The 18,859-nt window shown below is 71.8% G+C and carries 13 protein-coding genes and 2 pseudogenes; 2 read left to right on the forward strand and 13 right to left on the reverse strand.

Annotated elements, in window-relative coordinates:
* Nucleotides 1-497: 497 nt before the first annotated feature.
* From OJ254_RS01385 to OJ254_RS01400, 4 genes are all read right to left on the reverse strand, one after another.
* Nucleotides 498-1,916, reverse strand: coding sequence for a sugar porter family MFS transporter (locus OJ254_RS01385; RefSeq protein WP_265360921.1), 1,419 nt, complete (start codon nt 1,914-1,916; stop codon nt 498-500).
* A gap of 232 nt (nt 1,917-2,148) precedes the next feature.
* Entirely contained in the window at nt 2,149-5,748 is a 3,600-nt protein-coding gene (gene smc, locus OJ254_RS01390; protein WP_265360922.1) for a chromosome segregation protein SMC, read from the reverse strand.
* 376 nt (nt 5,749-6,124) lie between these two features.
* A complete protein-coding gene (locus tag OJ254_RS01395; RefSeq protein WP_006602857.1) occupies nt 6,125-6,328 on the reverse strand; it encodes a hypothetical protein in 204 nt (67 codons plus the stop codon).
* 380 nt (nt 6,329-6,708) lie between these two features.
* Nucleotides 6,709-6,990 (reverse strand): acylphosphatase, encoded by a 282-nt coding sequence (locus OJ254_RS01400; protein WP_265360923.1) that lies wholly within the window; start codon nt 6,988-6,990, stop codon nt 6,709-6,711.
* A gap of 717 nt (nt 6,991-7,707) precedes the next feature.
* Here OJ254_RS01400 and OJ254_RS01405 point away from each other — a divergent pair.
* Nucleotides 7,708-8,064: a CAP domain-containing protein gene (locus OJ254_RS01405; protein ID WP_265360924.1), complete on the forward strand. Its 357-nt coding sequence runs from the start codon at nt 7,708-7,710 to the stop codon at nt 8,062-8,064.
* A 675-nt stretch (nt 8,065-8,739) separates the two neighbouring features.
* Here the strand turns inward: OJ254_RS01405 and OJ254_RS01410 are convergent.
* Nucleotides 8,740-9,330, reverse strand: a complete 591-nt coding sequence (locus OJ254_RS01410; RefSeq protein ID WP_265365008.1) for a flavodoxin family protein — start codon at nt 9,328-9,330, stop codon at nt 8,740-8,742.
* 171 nt (nt 9,331-9,501) lie between these two features.
* Between OJ254_RS01410 and OJ254_RS01415 the strand changes: the two genes are divergently transcribed.
* Nucleotides 9,502-9,930 (forward strand): winged helix-turn-helix transcriptional regulator, encoded by a 429-nt coding sequence (locus OJ254_RS01415; RefSeq protein ID WP_265360925.1) that lies wholly within the window; start codon nt 9,502-9,504, stop codon nt 9,928-9,930.
* A gap of 43 nt (nt 9,931-9,973) precedes the next feature.
* On the opposite strand, the gene mutM is transcribed toward OJ254_RS01415, so the two are convergent.
* The 8 genes and pseudogenes from mutM to OJ254_RS01455 all read right to left on the reverse strand — a co-directional run bounded on the left by mutM (nt 9,974) and on the right by OJ254_RS01455 (nt 18,837).
* A complete protein-coding gene (gene mutM, locus OJ254_RS01420) occupies nt 9,974-10,900 on the reverse strand; it encodes a bifunctional DNA-formamidopyrimidine glycosylase/DNA-(apurinic or apyrimidinic site) lyase (protein WP_265360926.1) in 927 nt (308 codons plus the stop codon).
* Nucleotides 10,901-11,038: 138 nt separating this feature from the next.
* Nucleotides 11,039-11,911 (reverse strand): ribonuclease III, encoded by an 873-nt coding sequence (gene rnc / locus OJ254_RS01425; protein WP_265360927.1) that lies wholly within the window; start codon nt 11,909-11,911, stop codon nt 11,039-11,041.
* Nucleotides 11,912-11,918: 7 nt separating this feature from the next.
* On the reverse strand, nt 11,919-12,092 hold the full coding sequence (gene rpmF, locus OJ254_RS01430; RefSeq protein ID WP_028802425.1) for a 50S ribosomal protein L32: 174 nt from the start codon (nt 12,090-12,092) through the stop codon (nt 11,919-11,921).
* A 2-nt stretch (nt 12,093-12,094) separates the two neighbouring features.
* Nucleotides 12,095-12,720: pseudogene (locus tag OJ254_RS01435) on the reverse strand (YceD family protein).
* 836 nt (nt 12,721-13,556) lie between these two features.
* The gene (locus tag OJ254_RS01440) at nt 13,557-14,657 is read right to left on the reverse strand and encodes an ATP synthase F0 subunit B (protein ID WP_265360928.1); all 1,101 of its coding nucleotides are present in this window, start codon (nt 14,655-14,657) and stop codon (nt 13,557-13,559) included.
* Nucleotides 14,658-14,784: 127 nt separating this feature from the next.
* Complete coding sequence (coaD, locus tag OJ254_RS01445; RefSeq protein WP_030414208.1) at nt 14,785-15,297, reverse strand: pantetheine-phosphate adenylyltransferase; 513 nt, start codon at nt 15,295-15,297, stop codon at nt 14,785-14,787.
* Nucleotides 15,294-15,892, reverse strand: a pseudogene (rsmD, locus tag OJ254_RS01450) (16S rRNA (guanine(966)-N(2))-methyltransferase RsmD). Before rsmD ends, coaD begins: the two are co-directional and overlap by 4 nt.
* A gap of 188 nt (nt 15,893-16,080) precedes the next feature.
* Nucleotides 16,081-18,837, reverse strand: a complete 2,757-nt coding sequence (locus OJ254_RS01455; protein ID WP_265360929.1) for a helicase-related protein — start codon at nt 18,835-18,837, stop codon at nt 16,081-16,083.
* Nucleotides 18,838-18,859: the final 22 nt, after the last annotated feature.

An 18,859-nucleotide genomic window follows, 5' to 3' on the forward strand; every position in this document is an offset into this window, starting at 1 on the left:
TTTGCGGCGCCCCGTACGTACCCGTCTTTCCCGCCGCGGGGCTTGCTCGCCGTTGCGCCTGCGGCGGGCTAGGTGATTGTCGGGTGCGGTGCCGGTCCTCCAGACTTCGTCCTCCGGCCCGTCCCCTCCCGTTGGGGGAAAGTTGGGGCCGGTGGGGGTGCACGTAATGCCCACGTGCCCGCAGGCAACAGGCAACGCTCGCCCCCACCGGCCTCTCACCTCCCACTCACGGGAGGGGCTGGACCGGAGGACGAAGTCTGGAGGGCCGGCACCGCACCCAACACACAAACGCCCGCCGCCAGGCGCAACGGCGAGACGACCCGCGGCGGGAAAGACGGGTACGTGCGGGGCGCCGCAGATGTGGCTGCTGGGCCGGCGGCGTACCGGCGGGCGTTCCGCACGACGGGCGAAGGGCCGGGGAACGGAAAAGCTGATGCCCCGGACCGCCTGTCGGTCCGGGGCAACAGCTTGCACTGAGGAGTGGGCTGGCGGGGGGGTTAGCCCATCTCCTCCAACGCCTTGCCCTTCGTCTCCTTCACGAACTTGAGCACGAAGGGGATCGAGAGCAGGGCGAAGAACATGTAGATCACGTAGGTACCCGAGAGGTTCCAGTCGGACAGGCTCGGGAAGCTGGCCGTGATGGCCCAGTTGGCGATCCACTGCGCGGAGGCGGCGACGCCCAGCGCGGCGGCGCGGATCTTGTTCGGGAACATCTCGCCGAGGAAGACCCAGACCACGACGCCCCAGGAGAGGGCGAAGAAGAGCACGAAGACGTGGGCGGCGATCAGGGCCACGGTGCCTTCGGTGGTCGGCAGGGTGCCGGCCGCGGTCTTGGCGGAGAAGGCCCAGGCCTCCAGGCCGAGCGCGACGGCCATACCGACCGAGCCGATCAGTGCCAGCGGGCGGCGGCCGATCTTGTCGACGAAGATCATCGCGATCACGGTGCCGATGATGTTGATGATCGACGTGGTGAAGCTGTAGAAGAACGAGCTCTCGGGGTTGATGCCGACGGACTGCCACAGCGTCGAGGAGTAGTAGAACGCCACGTTGATGCCGACCAGCTGCTGGAAGACCGAGAGGCCGATGCCGACCCAGACGATCGGCAGGAAGCCCATCTTGCTGCCGAGCAGGTCCTTGAAGCTCGACTTGTGCTCGCGGCGCATCGCGTCCTGGATCTCGGTGAGCCGGGTGTCGAGATTGACGGTGTGGCCCTCGACCTCGGCCAGCACCTCCTTGGCCCGGGTCATCTTGCCGATGGAGATCAGGTAACGCGGCGACTCGGGGATCGCGAAGGACAGCAGGCCGTAGAGGACGGCCGGGATGACCATCACGCCGAGCATCCACTGCCAGGCCTCCAGGCCGGCGATGGTGCCGCGCTGCTTGCCGTCGGCGAGGTTGAGGATGCCCCAGTTGACGAGCTGGGAGATGGCGATGCCGATGACGATGGCGGCCTGCTGGAAGGATCCGAGGCGGCCGCGGTAGGCGGGCGGCGAGACCTCGGCGATGTAGGCCGGGCCGATGACCGAGGCCATACCGATCGCGAAGCCACCGATGATCCGCCAGAGGGCGAGGTCCCACAGCGCGAACGGCAGGGCGGATCCCACGGCGCTGACGGTGAACAGCACCGAGGCGATCTGCATCACCCGGATGCGTCCTATCCGGTCGGCGATCCGGCCGGCGGTGGCGGCTCCGATCGCGCAGCCGATCAGGGCGACGGCGATCACCTGGGCCAGGACGGCGGACCCGACGTCGTAGCGGCTGCGGATCGCCTCGACGGCGCCGTTGATCACGGAACTGTCGTAGCCGAAGAGAAAGCCGCCCATCGCGGCAGCCGCGGTGATGAAGATGACATGGCCGAGGTGTTCGGGGTGGGCCTTGCGGCCTTCCGGAACCGTCGGCTGCGCGGTGCTGGTCAACGTGAACTCCAGTGGCCCGGCTGCGCTGCCGGGCGTAGGGGGCTGGCCCTTCTAGTGGTGCATAGGTTGGGGGTACCCACCACTTGAAGGTAAAAGCAACGTTGCAGAGACTATGCCTTCAAGTTTCGAAGTCAATAGGCCGAGATGGATTTGTTTCCCCGCGGTTCAGGGGAGGGTTCATTCAACTTGTGAATTGATCAGGAACTGATGCCGCGTCGGACACGCGCTGCGATCAATGCAGCCGCTGGCTGATGACCTTCGAGACGCCGTCCCCTTGCATGGATACCCCGTACAGGGCGTCCGCGACCTCCATCGTGCGCTTCTGATGCGTGATGACGATGAGCTGGGAGCTCTCCTGCAGCTCCTCCATGATCCGGATCAGCCGCTGGAGATTGGTGTCGTCCAGCGCCGCCTCGACCTCGTCCATGACGTAGAACGGGCTCGGCCGCGCCTTGAAGATCGACACCAGCAGGGCCACCGCGGTCAGCGACCGCTCGCCGCCCGACAGCAGCGACAGCCGCTTGACCTTCTTGCCCGGCGGCCGGGCCTCGACGTCCACGCCGGTCGCCAGCATGTCGTCCGGGTCGGTGAGCACCAGCCGCCCCTCGCCCCCGGGGAAGAGCCGCGCGAAGACGCCCTCGAACTCCCGGGCGGTGTCGTGGTACGCCTCGGTGAAGACCTGCTCCACCCGCTCGTCGACCTCCTTGACCACCCGCAACAGGTCGGCCCGGGTCTTCTTCAAGTCTTCAAGCTGCTCGCTGAGGAACTGGTGGCGCTCCTCCAGCGCCGCGAACTCCTCCAACGCCAGCGGGTTCACCTTCCCGAGCTGCTGATACGCCCGCTCGGCGGCCCGCAGCCGCTTCTCCTGCTCGGCCCGCACGTAGGGCACCGGCTGGTTACGGGGGTGCTCCGGGTCGTCCGGCAGCGTCTCGCCCTCCGCCGGCGGCGACGGCGGCACGAGCTGGTCCGGGCCGTACTCGGACTGCAGCGCGGCCGGCTCCACCCCCAGCTCCTCCAGCGCCCGGGTCTCCAGCTGCTCGATCCGCAGCCGCTTCTCGGCGCCGAGCACCTCGCCCCGGTGCACCGAGTCGGTCAGCTTGTCGAGTTCGGACTTCAGGTCCCGGGCCGCGTTCCGCTCGGCCACCAGCGCCTGCTCCCGCTCGGCCTTGGCCCGCTCCGCGGCGGCCCGCTCGTCCTCGGCCCGGACCACCGACACCTCGACGTGCGCCAGCAGCTGCCGCGCCCCGGACGCCACCGCCCCGGCCACCGCCGCCTCGTGCCGCAGCCGGGCGCGCCGCCGCTCGGCCCGCGCCCGCGCCTCCCGCTCAGCCCGCGCCCCCCGGTCCAGTGCGTCCGCCCGCCCGGCCAGCGCCTTGACCCGCTCCTCGTGCGTACGCGCCTGGAGCCGGGCCTCCATCTCCGTCTGCCGGGCGTTGGCCCCGTCCGCCGCCAGCCGGTCCCGTACGGAGGTGTCGGGCTCCTCGTCGCCGACGCCCGGCTCCTCCTCGGCCACCACCAGCCGCTCGGCCAGCTCCTCGGCCTCCTCGGTGGCCCGGACCAGCGCCTCCTGCGCGCGGGAGGCCGCCGCGGCGGCCCGCTCGGCCTCGCCGGCGGCCGCCCGGGCCTGCCCGCCGAGCCGCCCCAGGTCCCCGGCGACCTTGGACTTCTCCCGGTCCGCGGCCCGCCGCCGCTCGGCCAGCTCCTCGACCAGCGCCGCGCACTCGGCCCGCCGCCCGTCCGCGGCCCGCTGCTCCTCGGCCAGCAGTTCACAGCGCGCCGCCAGCGCCTCCAGCTCGGCGGCCGCCTCGTCGACGGAGGTCTGCACCTCCAGCAGACTCGGCGCACCGGCCGAGCCCCCGTGCGCGAAGTGCGCCCCGAGCAGATCGCCCTCACCCGTCACGGCCAGCAGCTCCGGCCGCGCGGCCACCAGGTCCTCGGCGTCCTCCAGCGTCCCGACGACCACGACATCCCGCAGCAGCCGGGCCACCGCGGCCGTCAAATCCGGCGGCCCCTGCACCAGTTGACCGGCCGGTACGGGCTCCGCGCGCGGCCCGGGTACCCGGTGCACGGCGGCCGGGGCGTCAGCCGCCCTGCCCTGCGCCGGCACCGTTCCGCCGGCCCCCAGCACCATCGCCGCCCGCCCCGCATCCTGCTTGCGCAGCAGCCGGATGGCGTCGGCGGCGGTGGCCGGGTCGCTGACCGCGACCGCGTCCGCCGCCGCACCGAGCGCGGCGGCCACCGGAATCTCGAAGCCGGGCGTGACGGTCAGCAGTTCGGCGGCCGGCCCGAGCACCCCGCTGAGCTGCTCGGACGCGGCCAGCAGGGCGCCGGTGCCGTCCTTGCGGCGCAGCCCGAGGGCGAGCGCGTCGTGCCGGGCGGCGGTCGCGGCGCGCTTGCGCTCGGCCGCGGTCAGCGCCTCCCGGGCGGCGGTCAGTGCGGCGTCCGCCTCGGCCAGCTCCCGGCGGGCCGCCTCGTGCCGGCCCGCGCTCTCCTCGTCGTCCGCGTCCAGCCCCTCGACCTCGGCCTTGAGCTGCTCGTACTCCTCCTGGGCCGCGGCCGCCCGCTGCCGGGCGTCGTCCCTGGCCTCGGCGAGCCGGCCGATCTCCGCCTGGGCCGACGCGGCACGGCCGCGGGCCGCGGTGACCTGCCCGCTGAGCCGGGCCAGGCCCTCGCGGCGGTCGGCGAGGGCCCGGGCCAGGTCCCGCAGCCGCCGCTCCTCGTCCGCCAACTGGCGTTCCAGCGCGGCACGGTGCTCGACGGTGTCCTCCAGCGCCCGGGTCGCCGCCTCCAGCGCGGCCGCCAACTCCGCCTCCTGCTCGCGGATCCGGGCCGCCTCCCGCTCCATGTCGTCCGGGTCGCGCCCGGTCCGCTCCTCGGGCGGGGCCGCGGTGGCGCTCTTGACCCGCGCCTCGGCCAGCGAGATCGTGCCGCGCACCCGCTCGGCGAGCTGCGACAGCTCGTACCAGGTCTGCTGGGCGCGCTGCACCCGCGGGGTGAGCGCGCGGACCTCCTCCTCCAGGGCCGCTTCCCGGCGCTGGGCGGTGCGCAGCCGCTCCTCGGCGGCCTGCTTGCGCTCCTTGAGCGCCACCTCGTCGGCGATCTCCGCCTGGAGCGCGGCGCGCTGCGTGACCAGGTCGTCGGCGAGCAGCCGCAACCGGGCGTCCCGCAGATCGGCCTGGATGACGGCGGCGCGCCGGGCGACCGCGGCCTGCCGCCCGAGCGGTTTGAGCTGCCGCCGCAGCTCGTCGGTCAGGTCCTGGACGCGGGCGAGATTGGCCTTCATCGCCTCCAGCTTCCGCAGCGCCTTTTCCTTGCGCTTGCGGTGCTTGAGGACGCCGGCCGCCTCCTCGATGAAGGCCCGGCGGCCCATCGGATCGGCGTGCAGAACGGAATCGAGCTGGCCCTGTCCGACGATGACGTGCATCTCCCGGCCGATACCGGAATCGGAGAGCAATTCCTGGATGTCGAGCAGCCGGCAGGTGTCCCCGTTGATCTGGTACTCGCTTCCGCCATTGCGGAACATGATCCGGGTCAGGGTGACTTCGGCGTACTCGATCGGCAGTGCACCGTCGGAGTTGTCGATGGTGAGCGAAACCTCGGCCCGGCCGAGCGGCGGCCGCCCGGTCGTCCCGGCGAAGATGACGTCCTCCATCTTCCCGCCGCGCAGCGACTTCGCGCCCTGCTCCCCCATGACCCACGACAACGCGTCCACGACATTGGACTTGCCGGAACCGTTGGGGCCCACGACACAGGTGATTCCCGGTTCGAACCGGAGTGTCGTGGCGGAGGCGAAGGACTTGAAGCCTCGCAGGGTCAGACTCTTGAGGTGCACGCCGTTGGACTCTACCGGCCGCCCCTTGACGGGCCACCCCAACATTCCGCCGCCGGCCCCCGCCCCCGGTACGCACCCCCGGCACCTGCGGATACCGCGCCGTTCATTTTCGGTTTCACCGCGGAAAGCGAAGGGCACATCATGCGGTAAGGGAGGGGCGGGCCGGCCGGAGCGGCCGTATCGATCACAGGCCGCATTGATCGCGGACGGTATCCATCACGAGAAGTGCCGGACGACGGACGACCGGCCGCGCAAAGATCCGGGAAACGACCGAAGAACCGGGAAACGACGAAGGGACGCCGAAGCGTCCCTTGCAGATCTTGAAGAGAGCGGTGCCTCAAGCGGCTGGCAAGCAGCCCTACCGGCCCTCGTCGGGTCAGGTGAGCGCGGGCTCCGCCTGGGGTACGTCGATGTCGAGCATCGAGTCGTCGCGACGTGCGGCAGCGGACAGCATGTCGTTTTCGGCCTGCATCCGGATAAGCTCGGATTCAAGGTCTTGGACGCGCTGCTGAAGCCGTCGCATCTCGGAGAGGACTCGGGGGTCGGAGCCGCCGACGTAACCGAGAAGCGCCTTTGCCATGATGGATGGTCCTCCACAATGAGTGACCGACCGAAGCGGTGTGGGTCGTGAGGGATTCGCACCCGCGGCTTGTCATTCTCTGGTGTACTCAATGCCAAACAGCTAAGGTGCGCGGGGATTCCAGAGTCTCACCAAACGGTTAGACGGTCAACACGATCACACCCCGTATCCTCGGGCACCTGAGAGTGCGCGGCCGCGAGGGCGCTGCGCCGACTCCCCAGAAAGGTCCCGCGGGGGCGTAGAGATCATCCGTACAGCGGCAGCCTTGCACGGGTCGGCCGAGTTGGCAACCACCAGGCCTTATCCGCCGTAAGCAGCTGACGAAGACGCACCGCCAAGATCGCGGATATCGGCCGTACGGCCGCTTCCGGTGGCCGGTATCAGCGGATCTCGAAGCCGTCGTAACCGCCCCGCGGCGTGGCCCATATCTCAGTGACTCCGTCTACTCGCCCGGGCGTGTCACCGGTCCGCAGCCAGTCGAGCAACTGATCGCAACGGTCCTTTGACCCCTCGGCGACCACCTGGACGCGGCCGTCTTCGAGATTGCTCGCGAATCCGCTGAGTTCACCGATTCGCAGGGCGTTCGCACGGGTGAACCAGCGGAACCCCACACCCTGCACCCGCCCCCGTACCCATGCGGTCACCCGCACCTCTTCTTCCATGTGTGCACGTTAACTGGCCAATTGCTCAACGGACACTTCGGCCCCATGCGCCATGGCGTACAGTCCCCCGACAGCGAAACTCACCCTTACGGGTGAGCGTGTTGACGCTGAGGACGGAAGGAAGACAGCGGATGGGCCGCCATCGACGTCTTGCGAACCCCACGCCGGCAGCCCCCGGCCCACGGCCTGTTGACGCCCCGACGGCAACGGGTCCGGCCGCCGGCCAGGCCGGCCCGGTGCCGCACCGCTCGCACCGTGCGGCCCGCCCCGGGGCGCGGCACCGGTGCGCACCGGCCTGCTCGGCATCTCCGCGGCGATGGCGATGGGGGCCGTCGCGGTCGCCTCCGGACTGATCCCGGGCGGCGGCCAGTTCGACGGCGGTCCGGGCGACGGGCCCGGCGAGCGGGTACGGGCCGGCGCCCTGCCGGAGACCACCGCGCCGCTGGGGGCCTCTCGGCCACCCCCACCGATCGCGCCACCCTCCCGGCCAGCCGTGGCAGCGCCCGCTCCGCGGTCCCCGGCAGCACCGGCCCCACCACCCCGACGACCTCCCCCTCGCCGCACCACCCCGCCAAATCCCCCACCCGAAAGGCCGATTCGCCTTCCGGCTCCGCCGCACCCACCGGCCACCCGTCGGCCTCCGCCTCCGCCACGACCCCGCACCCCGCCGCGTCGGCCGCCGGCGACACCGGCAGCGAGTCGTCGGCCGAGGCCCAGGTGCTGGCCCTGGTCAACCAGGAGCGGTCCAAGGCCGGGTGCTCCCCCGTGACCGCCGATCCGGAACTGGCCTCCCTCGCCCAGCGGTTCAGCGACGACATGGCCCGCCGCAACTTCTTCGACCACACCGACCCCGACGGCCACACCCCCTGGGACCGCGCCGAGGCCCGGGGCATCAGCGGCCTCGGCGGCGAGAACATCGCCCGCGGCCAGGCCACCGCCCAGGCCGTCATGGACACCTGGATGCACAGCCCCGGCCACCGCGCGAACATCCTCAACTGCGAGTACAAGACCCTCGGCGTCGGCGCCCACTTCGGCCCCGGCGGGCCGTGGTGGACCCAGGATTTCGGCTTCTGACCCACGCGCTGACCGGCCTCCGCGGGGACCGGCCGCTGACCTGCGCCTGAGCGGCTCCTGACCTGCCCCCGCGCCCCCGGCGGGCGCTTTGGTGCGCCGTTCATGCGCCCTGCATATGCCACCGAGGCCCCCGGTAACTTCGCCGTCCATGAAGGGACTGGGGAAGTACTGGGGATGGGCGGTCTTCGCGGTGCTCATCGCGGCCTGGCCGACCTCGGCGTTCGGACCGGGGGTGCTGCTGACCCTCTCGGCGCTGAGCACGGTGTACTTCTTCTTCCGCGTCCCGGCGTGGTGTGGCGCCTCGGGGCGGGAGGGGACGTGCCGCAACAACAGCAAGGGCGTCCTGATGGGCTGCCATCTCCGTCAGCACAAGTGGCAGAAGTTCAAGCTGGTCGTCGTGCGGGAACGGTGGCGCCAGCTGGCGAGGGAACTGTTCCCCAACGCGACGTCCGCCCTGGCGACGATCGGCGGCATCCTCGCGGTGCTGTCGGGTTTCGCCTCCGTGCTGCAGCCGTTCTGGGGAAGGGCTGGTAGCCGTACGTTCCGGGGACGGGCCGGTGACCGCGCGGGGCCGCTGACCGAGGTGCCGGTCAGCGGCCCCGCTGCCGGCCGGCGGCCCGTCACGCGCCGTGGCGGCCGGGCCCGCGGAGGCCCGATGCGCCGGGTCCGTGCCGGTCAGGCGGACAGCGCGGCGCGGCCCGCGAGGGTGACCCGGGCCTGCTCGGCGATACGGCGGCCGAGGTGTTCGGCGGTGCCGATGTCGGCCTTGTGGACACCCTCGGGGCCCTGGTCGTTGTTCGACTGGGCGGCGGCACCCAGGAAGAAGCCCAGCCGGTTCAGGTCGTTCTCGGAGGCGGTGGAGGAGTTCCAGCCCGGGAGCAGGTTGAGGCCGACCCAGGTCATGCCGTGCTGGGCCGCGAGCACCGTGAAGAACTGCAGGGTGTGCAGCTTGTCGCCGCTCTTGGAGGCGGAGTTGGTGAAGCCCGCCGCGAGCTTGTCCTGCCAGGCGCGGGTCGCCCAGCGCGCGGAGGTCGCCTCGGCGAAGACGTGGAACGCGCCGGAGGCGGTCCCCATGTAGGTCGGCGAGCCGAAGACGATCGCGTCGGAGGCGTCGAGCTGCTCCCACTGGGCCTCGGTGATCCCGTCGACGTTGATCAGGTGGACGGTGGCACCCGCCTCGGCGGCGCCGGCCCGGACGGCCTCGGCCAGGACGGCGGTGTGACCGAAACCGGAGTGGTACGCGATCGAGACGACGGGCGCGGGCAGAGCAGGGGTGGTCACGGAGTCTCCTCGGGGGACGGGGCCCCGGGCGGTCGTCGCCGGGGCGTCTACACCGAGAAAAGCACTAACTTTTCGAAAGTGCAACCCACGAGATAGCGCAGACGTCACAGATAGCGCTCACCAGCAGTTAGCGCTATCGCGGAGTATGGTGTGAAGATGGCGACGACCGAGACCGCGGACCGGACGAACGGCGAGGCCACCGGCGGCTGTCCGGACGACCTGGCCTACGACGTGTTCGCACGCAACTGCCCCTCCCGCGACACGCTCAAGCACATCACCGACCGCTGGGGCAGCCTGACGCTGGGCGCGCTGCTCGACGGGACGTTCCGGTTCAACGAACTGCGACGCCGGGTCGACGGGGTGAGCGAGAAGATGCTGTCGCAGACCCTGCACGCACTGGAGCGCGACGGGCTGGTGCACCGCGAGGCACAGCAGACCAACCCGCCGCGGGTGGACTACGCGCTGACCCCGCTGGGGCACCAGGTCGCCCGCCAACTCCGGGCGCTGATCGACCTGGTGGAGGACCGCATGCCGCAGGTGCTCCAGGCACGGGAGCGCTACGACGCCGAGCACACCGCGCGCTGAGCCGCCGGCCTCAACGACTTTCCGGGGAGGAACCCGGACCCGTTCAGGGGCGCGGCGGCCGCTGGCAGCGCGGGCAGAAGTAGCTGGAGCGGTTCATCCACGGCCGGCGGCGGATCGCCGTACCGCAGCGGCGGCAGGGCTCGTCCTCGCGGCCATAGGCGTCCAGCGAGCGCTCGAAGTAGCCGGACTCGCCGTTGACGTTGACGTAGAGGCTGTCGAAGCTGGTGCCGCCGACGGCCAGCGCGGCGCGCATCACGTCCCGTACGTGCCCGAGCAGCTCGGCGGTGCGCGGGCGGGTGAAGGTGGCGGTCGGCCGCTCGTAGTGCAGCTTGCTGCGCCAGAGCGCCTCGTCGGCGTAGATGTTGCCCACACCGCTGATCAGGGTCTGGTCGAGCAGCGCCCGCTTGACGGTGGTCCGGCGGCGGCGCAGCGCGTCGTGGAAGGCGGCGTCGTCGAAGGCCGGGTCGAGCGGGTCGCGGGCGATGTGCGCGATGACGTCGGGCAGCTGGTCGGGGTCGCCGGGCACCGTGTCGTGCAGCGACAGGCCGCCGAAGGTGCGCTGGTCGACGAAGCGGAGCTCGGTCCCCAGGTCGTCGGCGAACCGCAGCCGGATGCGCAGGTGCTTCTCGTCCGGCGCGTCGTGCGGCTGGACCAGCAGCTGGCCGCTCATGCCGAGGTGGGCGAGGACCGCCAGACCGTGGGTCACGTCGGGGGTGACGAGCGGCGCGATGCCCTCGGCGGCGGTCTGCGCTGCCGGGGTGCCGCCGGTCACCGGGATCCAGAGGTACTTGCCGCGGCGGCGCGCGGCCCCCAGGCGCAGCCCCGTGAGGCGGGCCGCGAAGTCCTCCGCCCCCGCCGTGTGCCGGCGGATCGCCCGCGGGTGCCGCACCTCGACGTCGTCGATGGTGCGGCCGTCGACCCAGCGCTCCAGTCCGCGGCGGACGACCTCGACCTCGGGCAGCTCGGGCACGGCGGACTCCTCGGAAACGACGACGGGTGGGAAGGAGGGGAAGGCCGCGGCGGAAGCACTTCGGCGGCCGGGGGAAAAGACTTCTGACCCCGGCCGGGGCGACGCATGGTCGCCCCGGACGGGGTCAGGAGAGGTGCTTCAGTGTGCCGACGACGAGCCGTCGTCGGCGGTGGTGGGAGCCGATCCGTCCGGGCCCGGCGACGCCGCGTCGCCGGAGGCCGCCGTCTTGGCCGCCTCGTCCGCGGCGGCGCGAATGGCACGCCACGCGGACTCCGCCGCCTGTTGCTCGGCTTCCTTCTTGCTGCGGCCGGTGCCGGTGCCGTACGAGACACCACCGACGCGGGCGGCAGCAGTAAAGGTCTTCTCGTGGTCCGGGCCGGTCTCGGTGACCAGGTACTCCGGGACGCCGAGACCCTCGGTCGCGGTGAGTTCCTGGAGGCTGGTCTTCCAGTCCAGGCCCGCGCCCAGGCTGGAGGACTTCTCGATGAGCGGGTCGAAGAGCCGGTGCACCAGCTCGGCGGCCGCGTCGAGACCCTGGTCGAGGTAGACCGCGCCGATCACCGCTTCGAGCGTGTCGGCGAGGATGGAGGCCTTGTCCCGGCCGCCCGTGCCCTCTTCGCCGCGTCCGAGGCGGATGAAGGCACCGAGGTCGAGGCCGCGCCCCACCTCGGCGAGCGCACGCGAGTTGACCACCGCGGCCCGCAACTTGGCCAACTGGCCTTCGGGCAGGTCGGGGTGGATGCGGTACAGCGTGTCCGTGACCACCAGGCCGAGCACCGAGTCCCCGAGGAACTCCAGCCGCTCGTTGGTGGGCAGACCGCCGTTCTCGTATGCGAACGAGCGGTGCGTCAGCGCACGCACCAGAAGGGCGGACTCGAGCTGGTACCCGAGCCGCCCTTCCAGAAGCGTGTGGGACGAGGCTGTGTCCGCCGGAGTCGTTTCCTCCCCGCGCTTGCGGGATGCCGAATGGGCGTCTTCCGCCTTCTTGGGGCTAGACACAGTGCCTGTCACCAGCCGCTCAGACCTCGAGGACCTGGCGCTTGTTGTAGGTGCCGCAAGCGGGGCACGCGATGTGCTGCTGCTTGGGCTCGTGGCAGCGCTCGCACGCCACCAGGGTGGGGACCGCAGCCTTCCACTGCGACCGGCGGTGGCGCGTGTTGCTGCGCGACATCTTCCGCTTCGGAACAGCCACGGCTACTTCTCCTGAGGTTCATCCCCGCCGTCGCGGGGTGCGTTGTCCTTCTCGCCGTCCTTGCTGGTTTCGGCGAGTCCCTGCAGTGCCGCCCAACGGATGTCGACGGCGTCGTGGTGGTGGTCCGGGTCGTCCGCGAGCCGCACTCCGCAATCGGAGCACAGGCCCGGGCAGTCGTCCTGGCACACCGGCTGCATCGGCAGTGCGAGCACCACCGCATCGCGCAGCACGGGTTCGAGGTCGAACAGGTCGTCCTCGATGAAGAGGGTGTCCTCCTCATCCTCGGCGTCGTCGCCCGCGTCCTTGTCATGGACCCTGGCATCGGCGTCGGGGTAGGCGAACAACTCCTGGAAGTCGCTGTCGAGCTCTCGCTCCAGCGGCTCCAGACACCTTACGCACTCCCCCTTGACCGCTGCACGGGCGGTGCCCGTGACGAGCACCCCGTCCATGACCGATTCGAGGCGGAGGTCGAGCTCGATCGGGGCGCCCTCGGGCACACCGATGACCTCGTTGCCGAGGTCCCGGGGGCCTCGACGGAGCGGGAGACCCTCTTGAGCGCACCGGGACGCCGGCCCAGCTCACGCGTGTCGAACACGAGAGGGGCGCGGTGGTCGAGGCGGGCGTTGATGGCTTCCTGCTTTCTACGGGGTTTTCGCGCCGCCCGTGCTTCGATGGGAAATCCGGGCAGCAGAGATCGCGGAAATACGCGCGACCGAAGAGCCAGGATACTGGAAGCACCCCGATAGGCCCAATCCGCACCCGCTCTCCCCGGCCACACCCGGGCCGCGGGCGGGCTGGACACGTACGGGCCGCACACCGGGCCCCGTACGGGGACGGCTCGTACAGCCACGCGCAGGCCGGGCCCGGGAGCCGTTCCGGCTGAGGACGGACCGCTTGCCGAACGTCTGGCGGCCGCGTAGGCGGGGGCGAGGCGCGGGGGCGAGGCGCGCAGGTCACCCTCCGGGCGGTGGGGCGGTGGGGCGGTCACTGGGGGGCGAGGCGTGGGGCCGTAAACGCGTACTCCCGTATCCCGTACTCCCGTATCCCGTGCACCTACGCATACCCAGGTAATCCCGGGCACCTAGGGGTCGGGGGAACAGATCCCGTAGGGGACGCGAGGCCCCCCTGCGGGCCACAACCAGGTGGAGGGCGGGGTTATTCCGCCGCGCGAGGGCGGAGCGGAGCGCGGGTGCGGAGCGCGGGGGCGGAGCGGAGCGCGGGTGCGGAGCGCGGGGGCGGAGCGGAGCGCGGGTGCGGAGCGCGGGGCGGAGCGGAGCGCGGGTGCGGAGCGCGGGGGCGGAGCGGAGCGCGGGTGCGGAGCGCGGGTGCGGAGCGCGGGCGGGGTCGTTCTGCCGTTCGCGGGCCGCCACCACCTCGGCGACCCCGTCGGAGGACTCCCGGACCGGCCGAGGCCGCCCGCAGCGCCCGGCACCGCCGCAGCCGGGCTCGCCGAGGGGACGCCCCCTACTGGCGGCCCTCTTCGTATTGGCGAAGTTGATCGAGGTTGATCATGCTGGTGTCGAAGAGGCTGGTTTCGTCCAGGGCGGCGGGCTGGGCGGGCGCGTGCGGGGCGTGCTGGGGCTGCTGGGGGACCTGGGGCTGGAGGTAGGCGTTCGGGTCGTAGCCGGGCTGCTGGGACTGCTGCTGCCAGTCGTAGGCGTACGGGTCCTGGTGCTGGGCGTACGCGGCGGGCTGCTGGGGCTGCTGGTAGCCGTAGACGTCCTGCTGGGGGTAGGCGGCCGGGTCGGTGTAGTAGCCCTGCTGCTGGGGCTGGAGCGGCTGCTGATGCTCCAGGGGCTGCTCCTGCGGGACCACGGGCGTCGGCGGTTCGCGGTCGGCGCCGATGCCGGCCAGCTCGGCCAGGTACTCCGCGTCGGCCTGCGGCTGTGCGGTCTGCGGGTCGCCCTGGGCCGCCAGGTGCACGCCGAGTTCGTCGATCGCCCGGGCGCCCTGGAGCTTGTCGCGGCCCCGGCCGACCGCCTCCAGCGTCTTGGTCAGCACGGCCTGGAAGGCGCCGAACTTGGTGTCCACATAGGCGTCCGCGCGCTGCCTGAGGGTCTCCGGGTCGGCGCTGCGCTCGGGGGCCTCGGCGTCCTCGTAGCCCTGCTCGTCGAGCCCGGGACCCCGGCCGAGCAGCTTCTCTCGGCCGCGGTCGACGGATCCGATGGTCTTGGTGAGGACGACCTCGAAGTTGGCGAGCTTGGAGTCGACGTAGTCGTCGGCCTCGGCGCGGATCTCGGCGGCCTCCCGGGTGGCCTCGGCGAGGATCCGGTCCGCCTCCTCCTGCGACTGCCGGGCGACCTCGGTGTCGGAGATCAGCGAACCGCGATGGGCGTGCGCGGACTCGATGATCCGCTCCGCCTCGGCGCGCGCCTCCTCGACCATCTGCTCCCGGCCGCCGAGCAGCTCCTGCGCCTGGGCGAGCGATCCGGGCAGCGCGGCGCGCACCTCTTCCAGCATGGCGAGCAGCTCGGCGCGGTTGACCACGCACGAGGCCGACATGGGCATGGACCGGGCGCCGGCGACGGTCGCGACGATGTCGTCGAGCTTCTTCTGCACGTCCACCTTGGACTCGCCACTCTCTGAGGGTTGGAACGACGGAACGGGACGACTGTACGTCCACCGGCCCTCCGCCCGACACCAACTGACGGTGCGTCAGGAAGTGCCCGCGGCGGGTGCGCCGGGGCGGTGATCAGCTCTTCTTGCGCAGCCGCTCGGTGAGCGCGTCGAGCACGAACGGCGGGACCAGGTGGGAGACGTCGCCACCCCAGGCGGCGACCTCCTTGACGAGGCTGGAGGAGAGGAAACTGTAGGTGGGGTTGGTGGGGACGAACAGGGTCTCCACACCGGAGAGGCCGTTGTTCATCTGGGCCATCTGCAGCTCGTAGTCGAAGTCGCTGACCGCGCGCAGGCCCTTGACGATCGCGGGGATGTCGCGCTGCTTGCAGAAGTCGACGAGCAGGCCGTGGAAGGACTCGACCTGGACGTTGCCGTACTCGGCGGTGGCCCGGCGGATCAGGTCGATCCGCTCGTCGACCGTGAACAGCCCCTGCTTGGACTGGTTGATCATCACGGCCACATGGACCACGTCGTACAGCTTGGAGGCACGGGCGATGATGTCCAGGTGCCCATTGGTGATGGGGTCGAACGACCCCGGACAGACGGCGCGGCGCAACGCGGGTTCCTCGCTCTCCGATGCGGTCATGACACGCTTGCTGACGTCGGTTCGGCGGACGTCGAAGCGGCGCGACCGTACCAAAGCGTCCCCTCGCCGTAGCGACGGGCCTTGATCGCGGTGAAGCCGTCCGGCCACGGGAACGCGCCGCCTCTGGTGCTCCGTTCCACGGTGACGAGTGCATCGTCGGTCAGCCACCCCTGACCACGGAGTGTGAGCAGGATCTCGCACAGCTCGGCGTCGCTCACCGCGTACGGCGGGTCCAGGAAGACGATGTCGTACGGCTCGCCGGGGGCCGGGCGGCGGCGGTCTGCTCGGCCTTGCCGGGCCGCACCTCGACGCCCGGGAGGCCGACCGTGCGGACGTTGTCGCGGATGGTGCGGACGGCGCGGGCGTCGGCCTCCACCAGCAGGACGTGTGCCGCGCCGCGGGAGAGCGCCTCCAGGCCGACCGCGCCGGAGCCGCCGTACAGATCGAGCACCCGGGCGCCGGTCAGCGGGCCGTCCAGCGACTCCCAGGTGGAGAACATGCCCTCGCGTGCCCGGTCGGAGGTCGGGCGGGTGCCGTTGCCGGGTGGTACGGCCAGGCGGCGGCCGCCGGCCGTACCGGCGATCACGCGGGTCATGGGCCCGTCCTTACGTCGTGCGGGGTGCAGGGGTGCTGGGCGGAGCCGCGCGGGCTCCGTCCTCCACGATATTCCGTCGCCCGGCGGCGGGCGCCCGCCGGAGGCGTCCCGGCGGCACCCCGGACCGTGATCGTTCTCACCCGGCCGCGGGCGGCGCACGGACGGCGTGGCCCTCGGTCCCGGCTCGCTCAGCCCTTGTCCAGATACTGCTCCCGTTCCTCGTCCAGCAGGGCGGACAGCGCGATCCGCAGCTCCGGATAGCCGGTCAGCTCGGGGTCGTCGCCGACCAGCGCGGTGGCCTCCTCGCGGGCGGCGGCGATGATCTCCTCGTCGTCGATGACCGTGAGCATCCGCAGCGAGGAACGGACGCCGGACTGCGCCTGGCCCAGGACGTCGCCCTCGCGCCGCTGTTCCAGGTCGATCCGGGAGAGCTCGAAGCCGTCGAGGGTGCCGGCCACCGCCGCGAGCCGGGCCCGCGCCGGGCTGGCCTCGGGCATCTCGCTGACCAGCAGGCACAGGCCGGGCGCCGATCCACGGCCGACCCGGCCGCGCAGCTGGTGCAGCTGGGAGACGCCGAACCGGTCCGCGTCCATGATCACCATGACGGTGGCGTTGGGGACGTTCACCCCGACCTCGATGACCGTCGTCGCGACCAGTACGTCCAGCTCGCCGGCCGCGAACGAGCGCATCACCTCGTCCTTGTCGTCCGGCGCCATCCTGCCGTGCAGCACCGCCACCCGGAGGCCGGCGAGCGGGCCCTTGGTGAGCTGGTCGGCGATGTCGAGCACCGCGAGCGGCGGGCGCTTCTCGGCGATGTCCTCCGGCGAACCCGCCGCTTCCGCCGCGCCGTTGCCCCCGGACGTGCCCTTCTTCCCCGGCTTGGGCGCGTCCTCCTCGTCGCCGATCCGCGGGCAGACCACGTACGCCTGGTGCCCGGCCTCGACCTCTTCGCGGACCCGCTCCCACGTGCGTGCGAGGAAGTGCGGTTTGTCCTTCGCGGGCACCACGTGGCTGGCGATCGGCGAGCGTCCGGCGGGGAGTTGGTCGAGGACGGAGGTCTCCAGATCGCCGAAGACGGTCATCGCGACCGTCCGCGGGATCGGGGTCGCGGTCATCACCAACAGGTGCGGCGGCTGTTTGCCCTTGCCGCGCAGGGCGTCGCGCTGCTCGACGCCGAAGCGGTGCTGTTCGTCGACGACCACCAGTCCCAGGTCGTGGAACTGCACCTTGTCCTCGATCAGCGCATGCGTGCCGACGACGATGCCGGCCTCGCCGGTGACCAGGTCGAGCAGCGCCTGCCGGCGGGCCGCGGCGCCCATGGAACCGGTCAACAGCACCACCTTGGTGCCCTGTTCGGCGCCACCGAGCATCCCGCCCTCGGCCAGCTCCCCCATCATCTCGGTGATCGAGCGGTGGTGCTGCTGGGCGAGCACCTCGGTGGGCGCCAGCATCGCGGCCTGGCCGCCGCTGTCGACGACTCCGAGCATGGCGCGCAGCGCGACCATGGTGTTGTGCGTGACGGTGAAGTGGTCGGTCACGTAGGCGTGGGAGGGGTGCGCGACGCTGATGCACTGGACGGGCTTGCGGCCCACGTGCTCGATCGCACGGAGGGAGCGCCGGAAGCCCGGGGCGTCACCGGCCCCCTCCTCCGGCAGCGCGACATGGACGTCGTACATGCCCGTCCCGGTGTCCTGCGGGTGGGCCGTGCCGCCCAGGGAGCGCACCAGCCAGGCGAGGTCGGCGGCCAGCGGGCCGGACGCGGCGCGGAACACGTCCCCGGTGCCGGAAGCTTCTCCCCCGGCGTCCAGCAGACCGCGCAGCACGGCCCGCCGGTCCTTGACGGGGGCGTTGCGGTAGGCGGATGGCAGGCCGTCCTCGGGCAGGGACCGGCCCAGGCGGTACGGGTCGAGCGGCCGCTCCCCGCCGTCGTCGAGGTCCACCGGTGTGGCGGGCGCGATGGACCACTTGGGCCGGCCGTCGGCGCGCAGCAGGTCGGCCCGTAGCTCGCGGGTCGTCAGCACCCGCTCGCCCGTCTCGCGGGACCCGACGATCCACAGGTGCTCGTCGTCGCACTCGACGGTGGAGCCGTCCGACAGCACCAGTCGCCACACCTCGCGCTCGCCCTGCGGGAAGACGCCGTCCACCACGGCGCGCTCGCCGCTGGGCACCACCACTTCGGTGCCGACGGCCATCTCCCCCATGGGCCGGAAGCCGCCCGGGGTGAGCACCAGGGCGTCCAGCGGCTGGGCCTTGCCGGAGCCGACCTCGCCCTGGAGGAGGCGGTGCATGGGGTGTTCGGTCGCCAGGTCGTCGAAGATCTCCCGGCTGACCTTCTGCTGGCCTTCGGTGAGCGTGAACGGCAGCTCGGCGTCGAACGCGTCGAGGATGCCGCCCTTGACCAACTGCCGGGGAACCGCCGGGAGTTGGGTGTCGGTCAGGCGTCTGCGGGCCAGCGCGACCTGCATCACGAACGCCTCGTCCCACTTCAGCCGGTCCCGCGCACCGGCGATGTCGGCCTTGCTGTCGGGGCGGTGGATCTTCAGCAGCGCCTCGGTGAGCGGGACCAGTGACCGGCCCTCGCGCAGTGCCTCGGGCAGCGGGTCGACGGCGTCCTGGGCGCTGGGCAGCACCGCGTCGACCGCCTTGGTGATCTTCCAGGACGCCATTTGCTGGCAGGCCGGGTAGATCGGGATGAGCTGATGGGCGAAGGCGTCCACGGCGTCGCCGTCGGTGTCGCCGTCCAGGAGCGCGTATTCGGGGTGGGCCAGCTGGAGTTTGCGGTTGAAGACCGAGACCTTGCCGGCGAACATCGCGCGGCGTCCGGGCAGCAGTTCCTTGTGCGGCTTGTGGATGCCCTTGCCGAAGAAGACCAGCTGGAGCCGGCCGCTGCCGTCCGTGAGGGTCACCTCCAGGCGCTGTCCCCGGCCGGCGTTGAACTTGTGCACCCGGGCGTCGGCGACCCGGGCG

Origin of the sequence: Streptomyces endophytica, from assembly GCF_026153355.1 — a bacterium.
GTDB lineage: Bacteria > Actinomycetota > Actinomycetes > Streptomycetales > Streptomycetaceae > Streptomyces > Streptomyces endophytica.

Coding starts and splice junctions, on each gene's coding strand:
- OJ254_RS01395 (WP_006602857.1), bottom strand. CDS start 6,328: ATGGCAAAGGCGCTTCTCGGTTACGTCGGCGGCTCCGACCCCCGAGTC.
- OJ254_RS01400 (WP_265360923.1), bottom strand. CDS start 6,990: ATGGAAGAAGAGGTGCGGGTGACCGCATGGGTACGGGGGCGGGTGCAG.
- OJ254_RS01415 (WP_265360925.1), top strand. CDS start 9,502: ATGGCGACGACCGAGACCGCGGACCGGACGAACGGCGAGGCCACCGGC.
- coaD (WP_030414208.1), bottom strand. CDS start 15,297: ATGACCGCATCGGAGAGCGAGGAACCCGCGTTGCGCCGCGCCGTCTGT.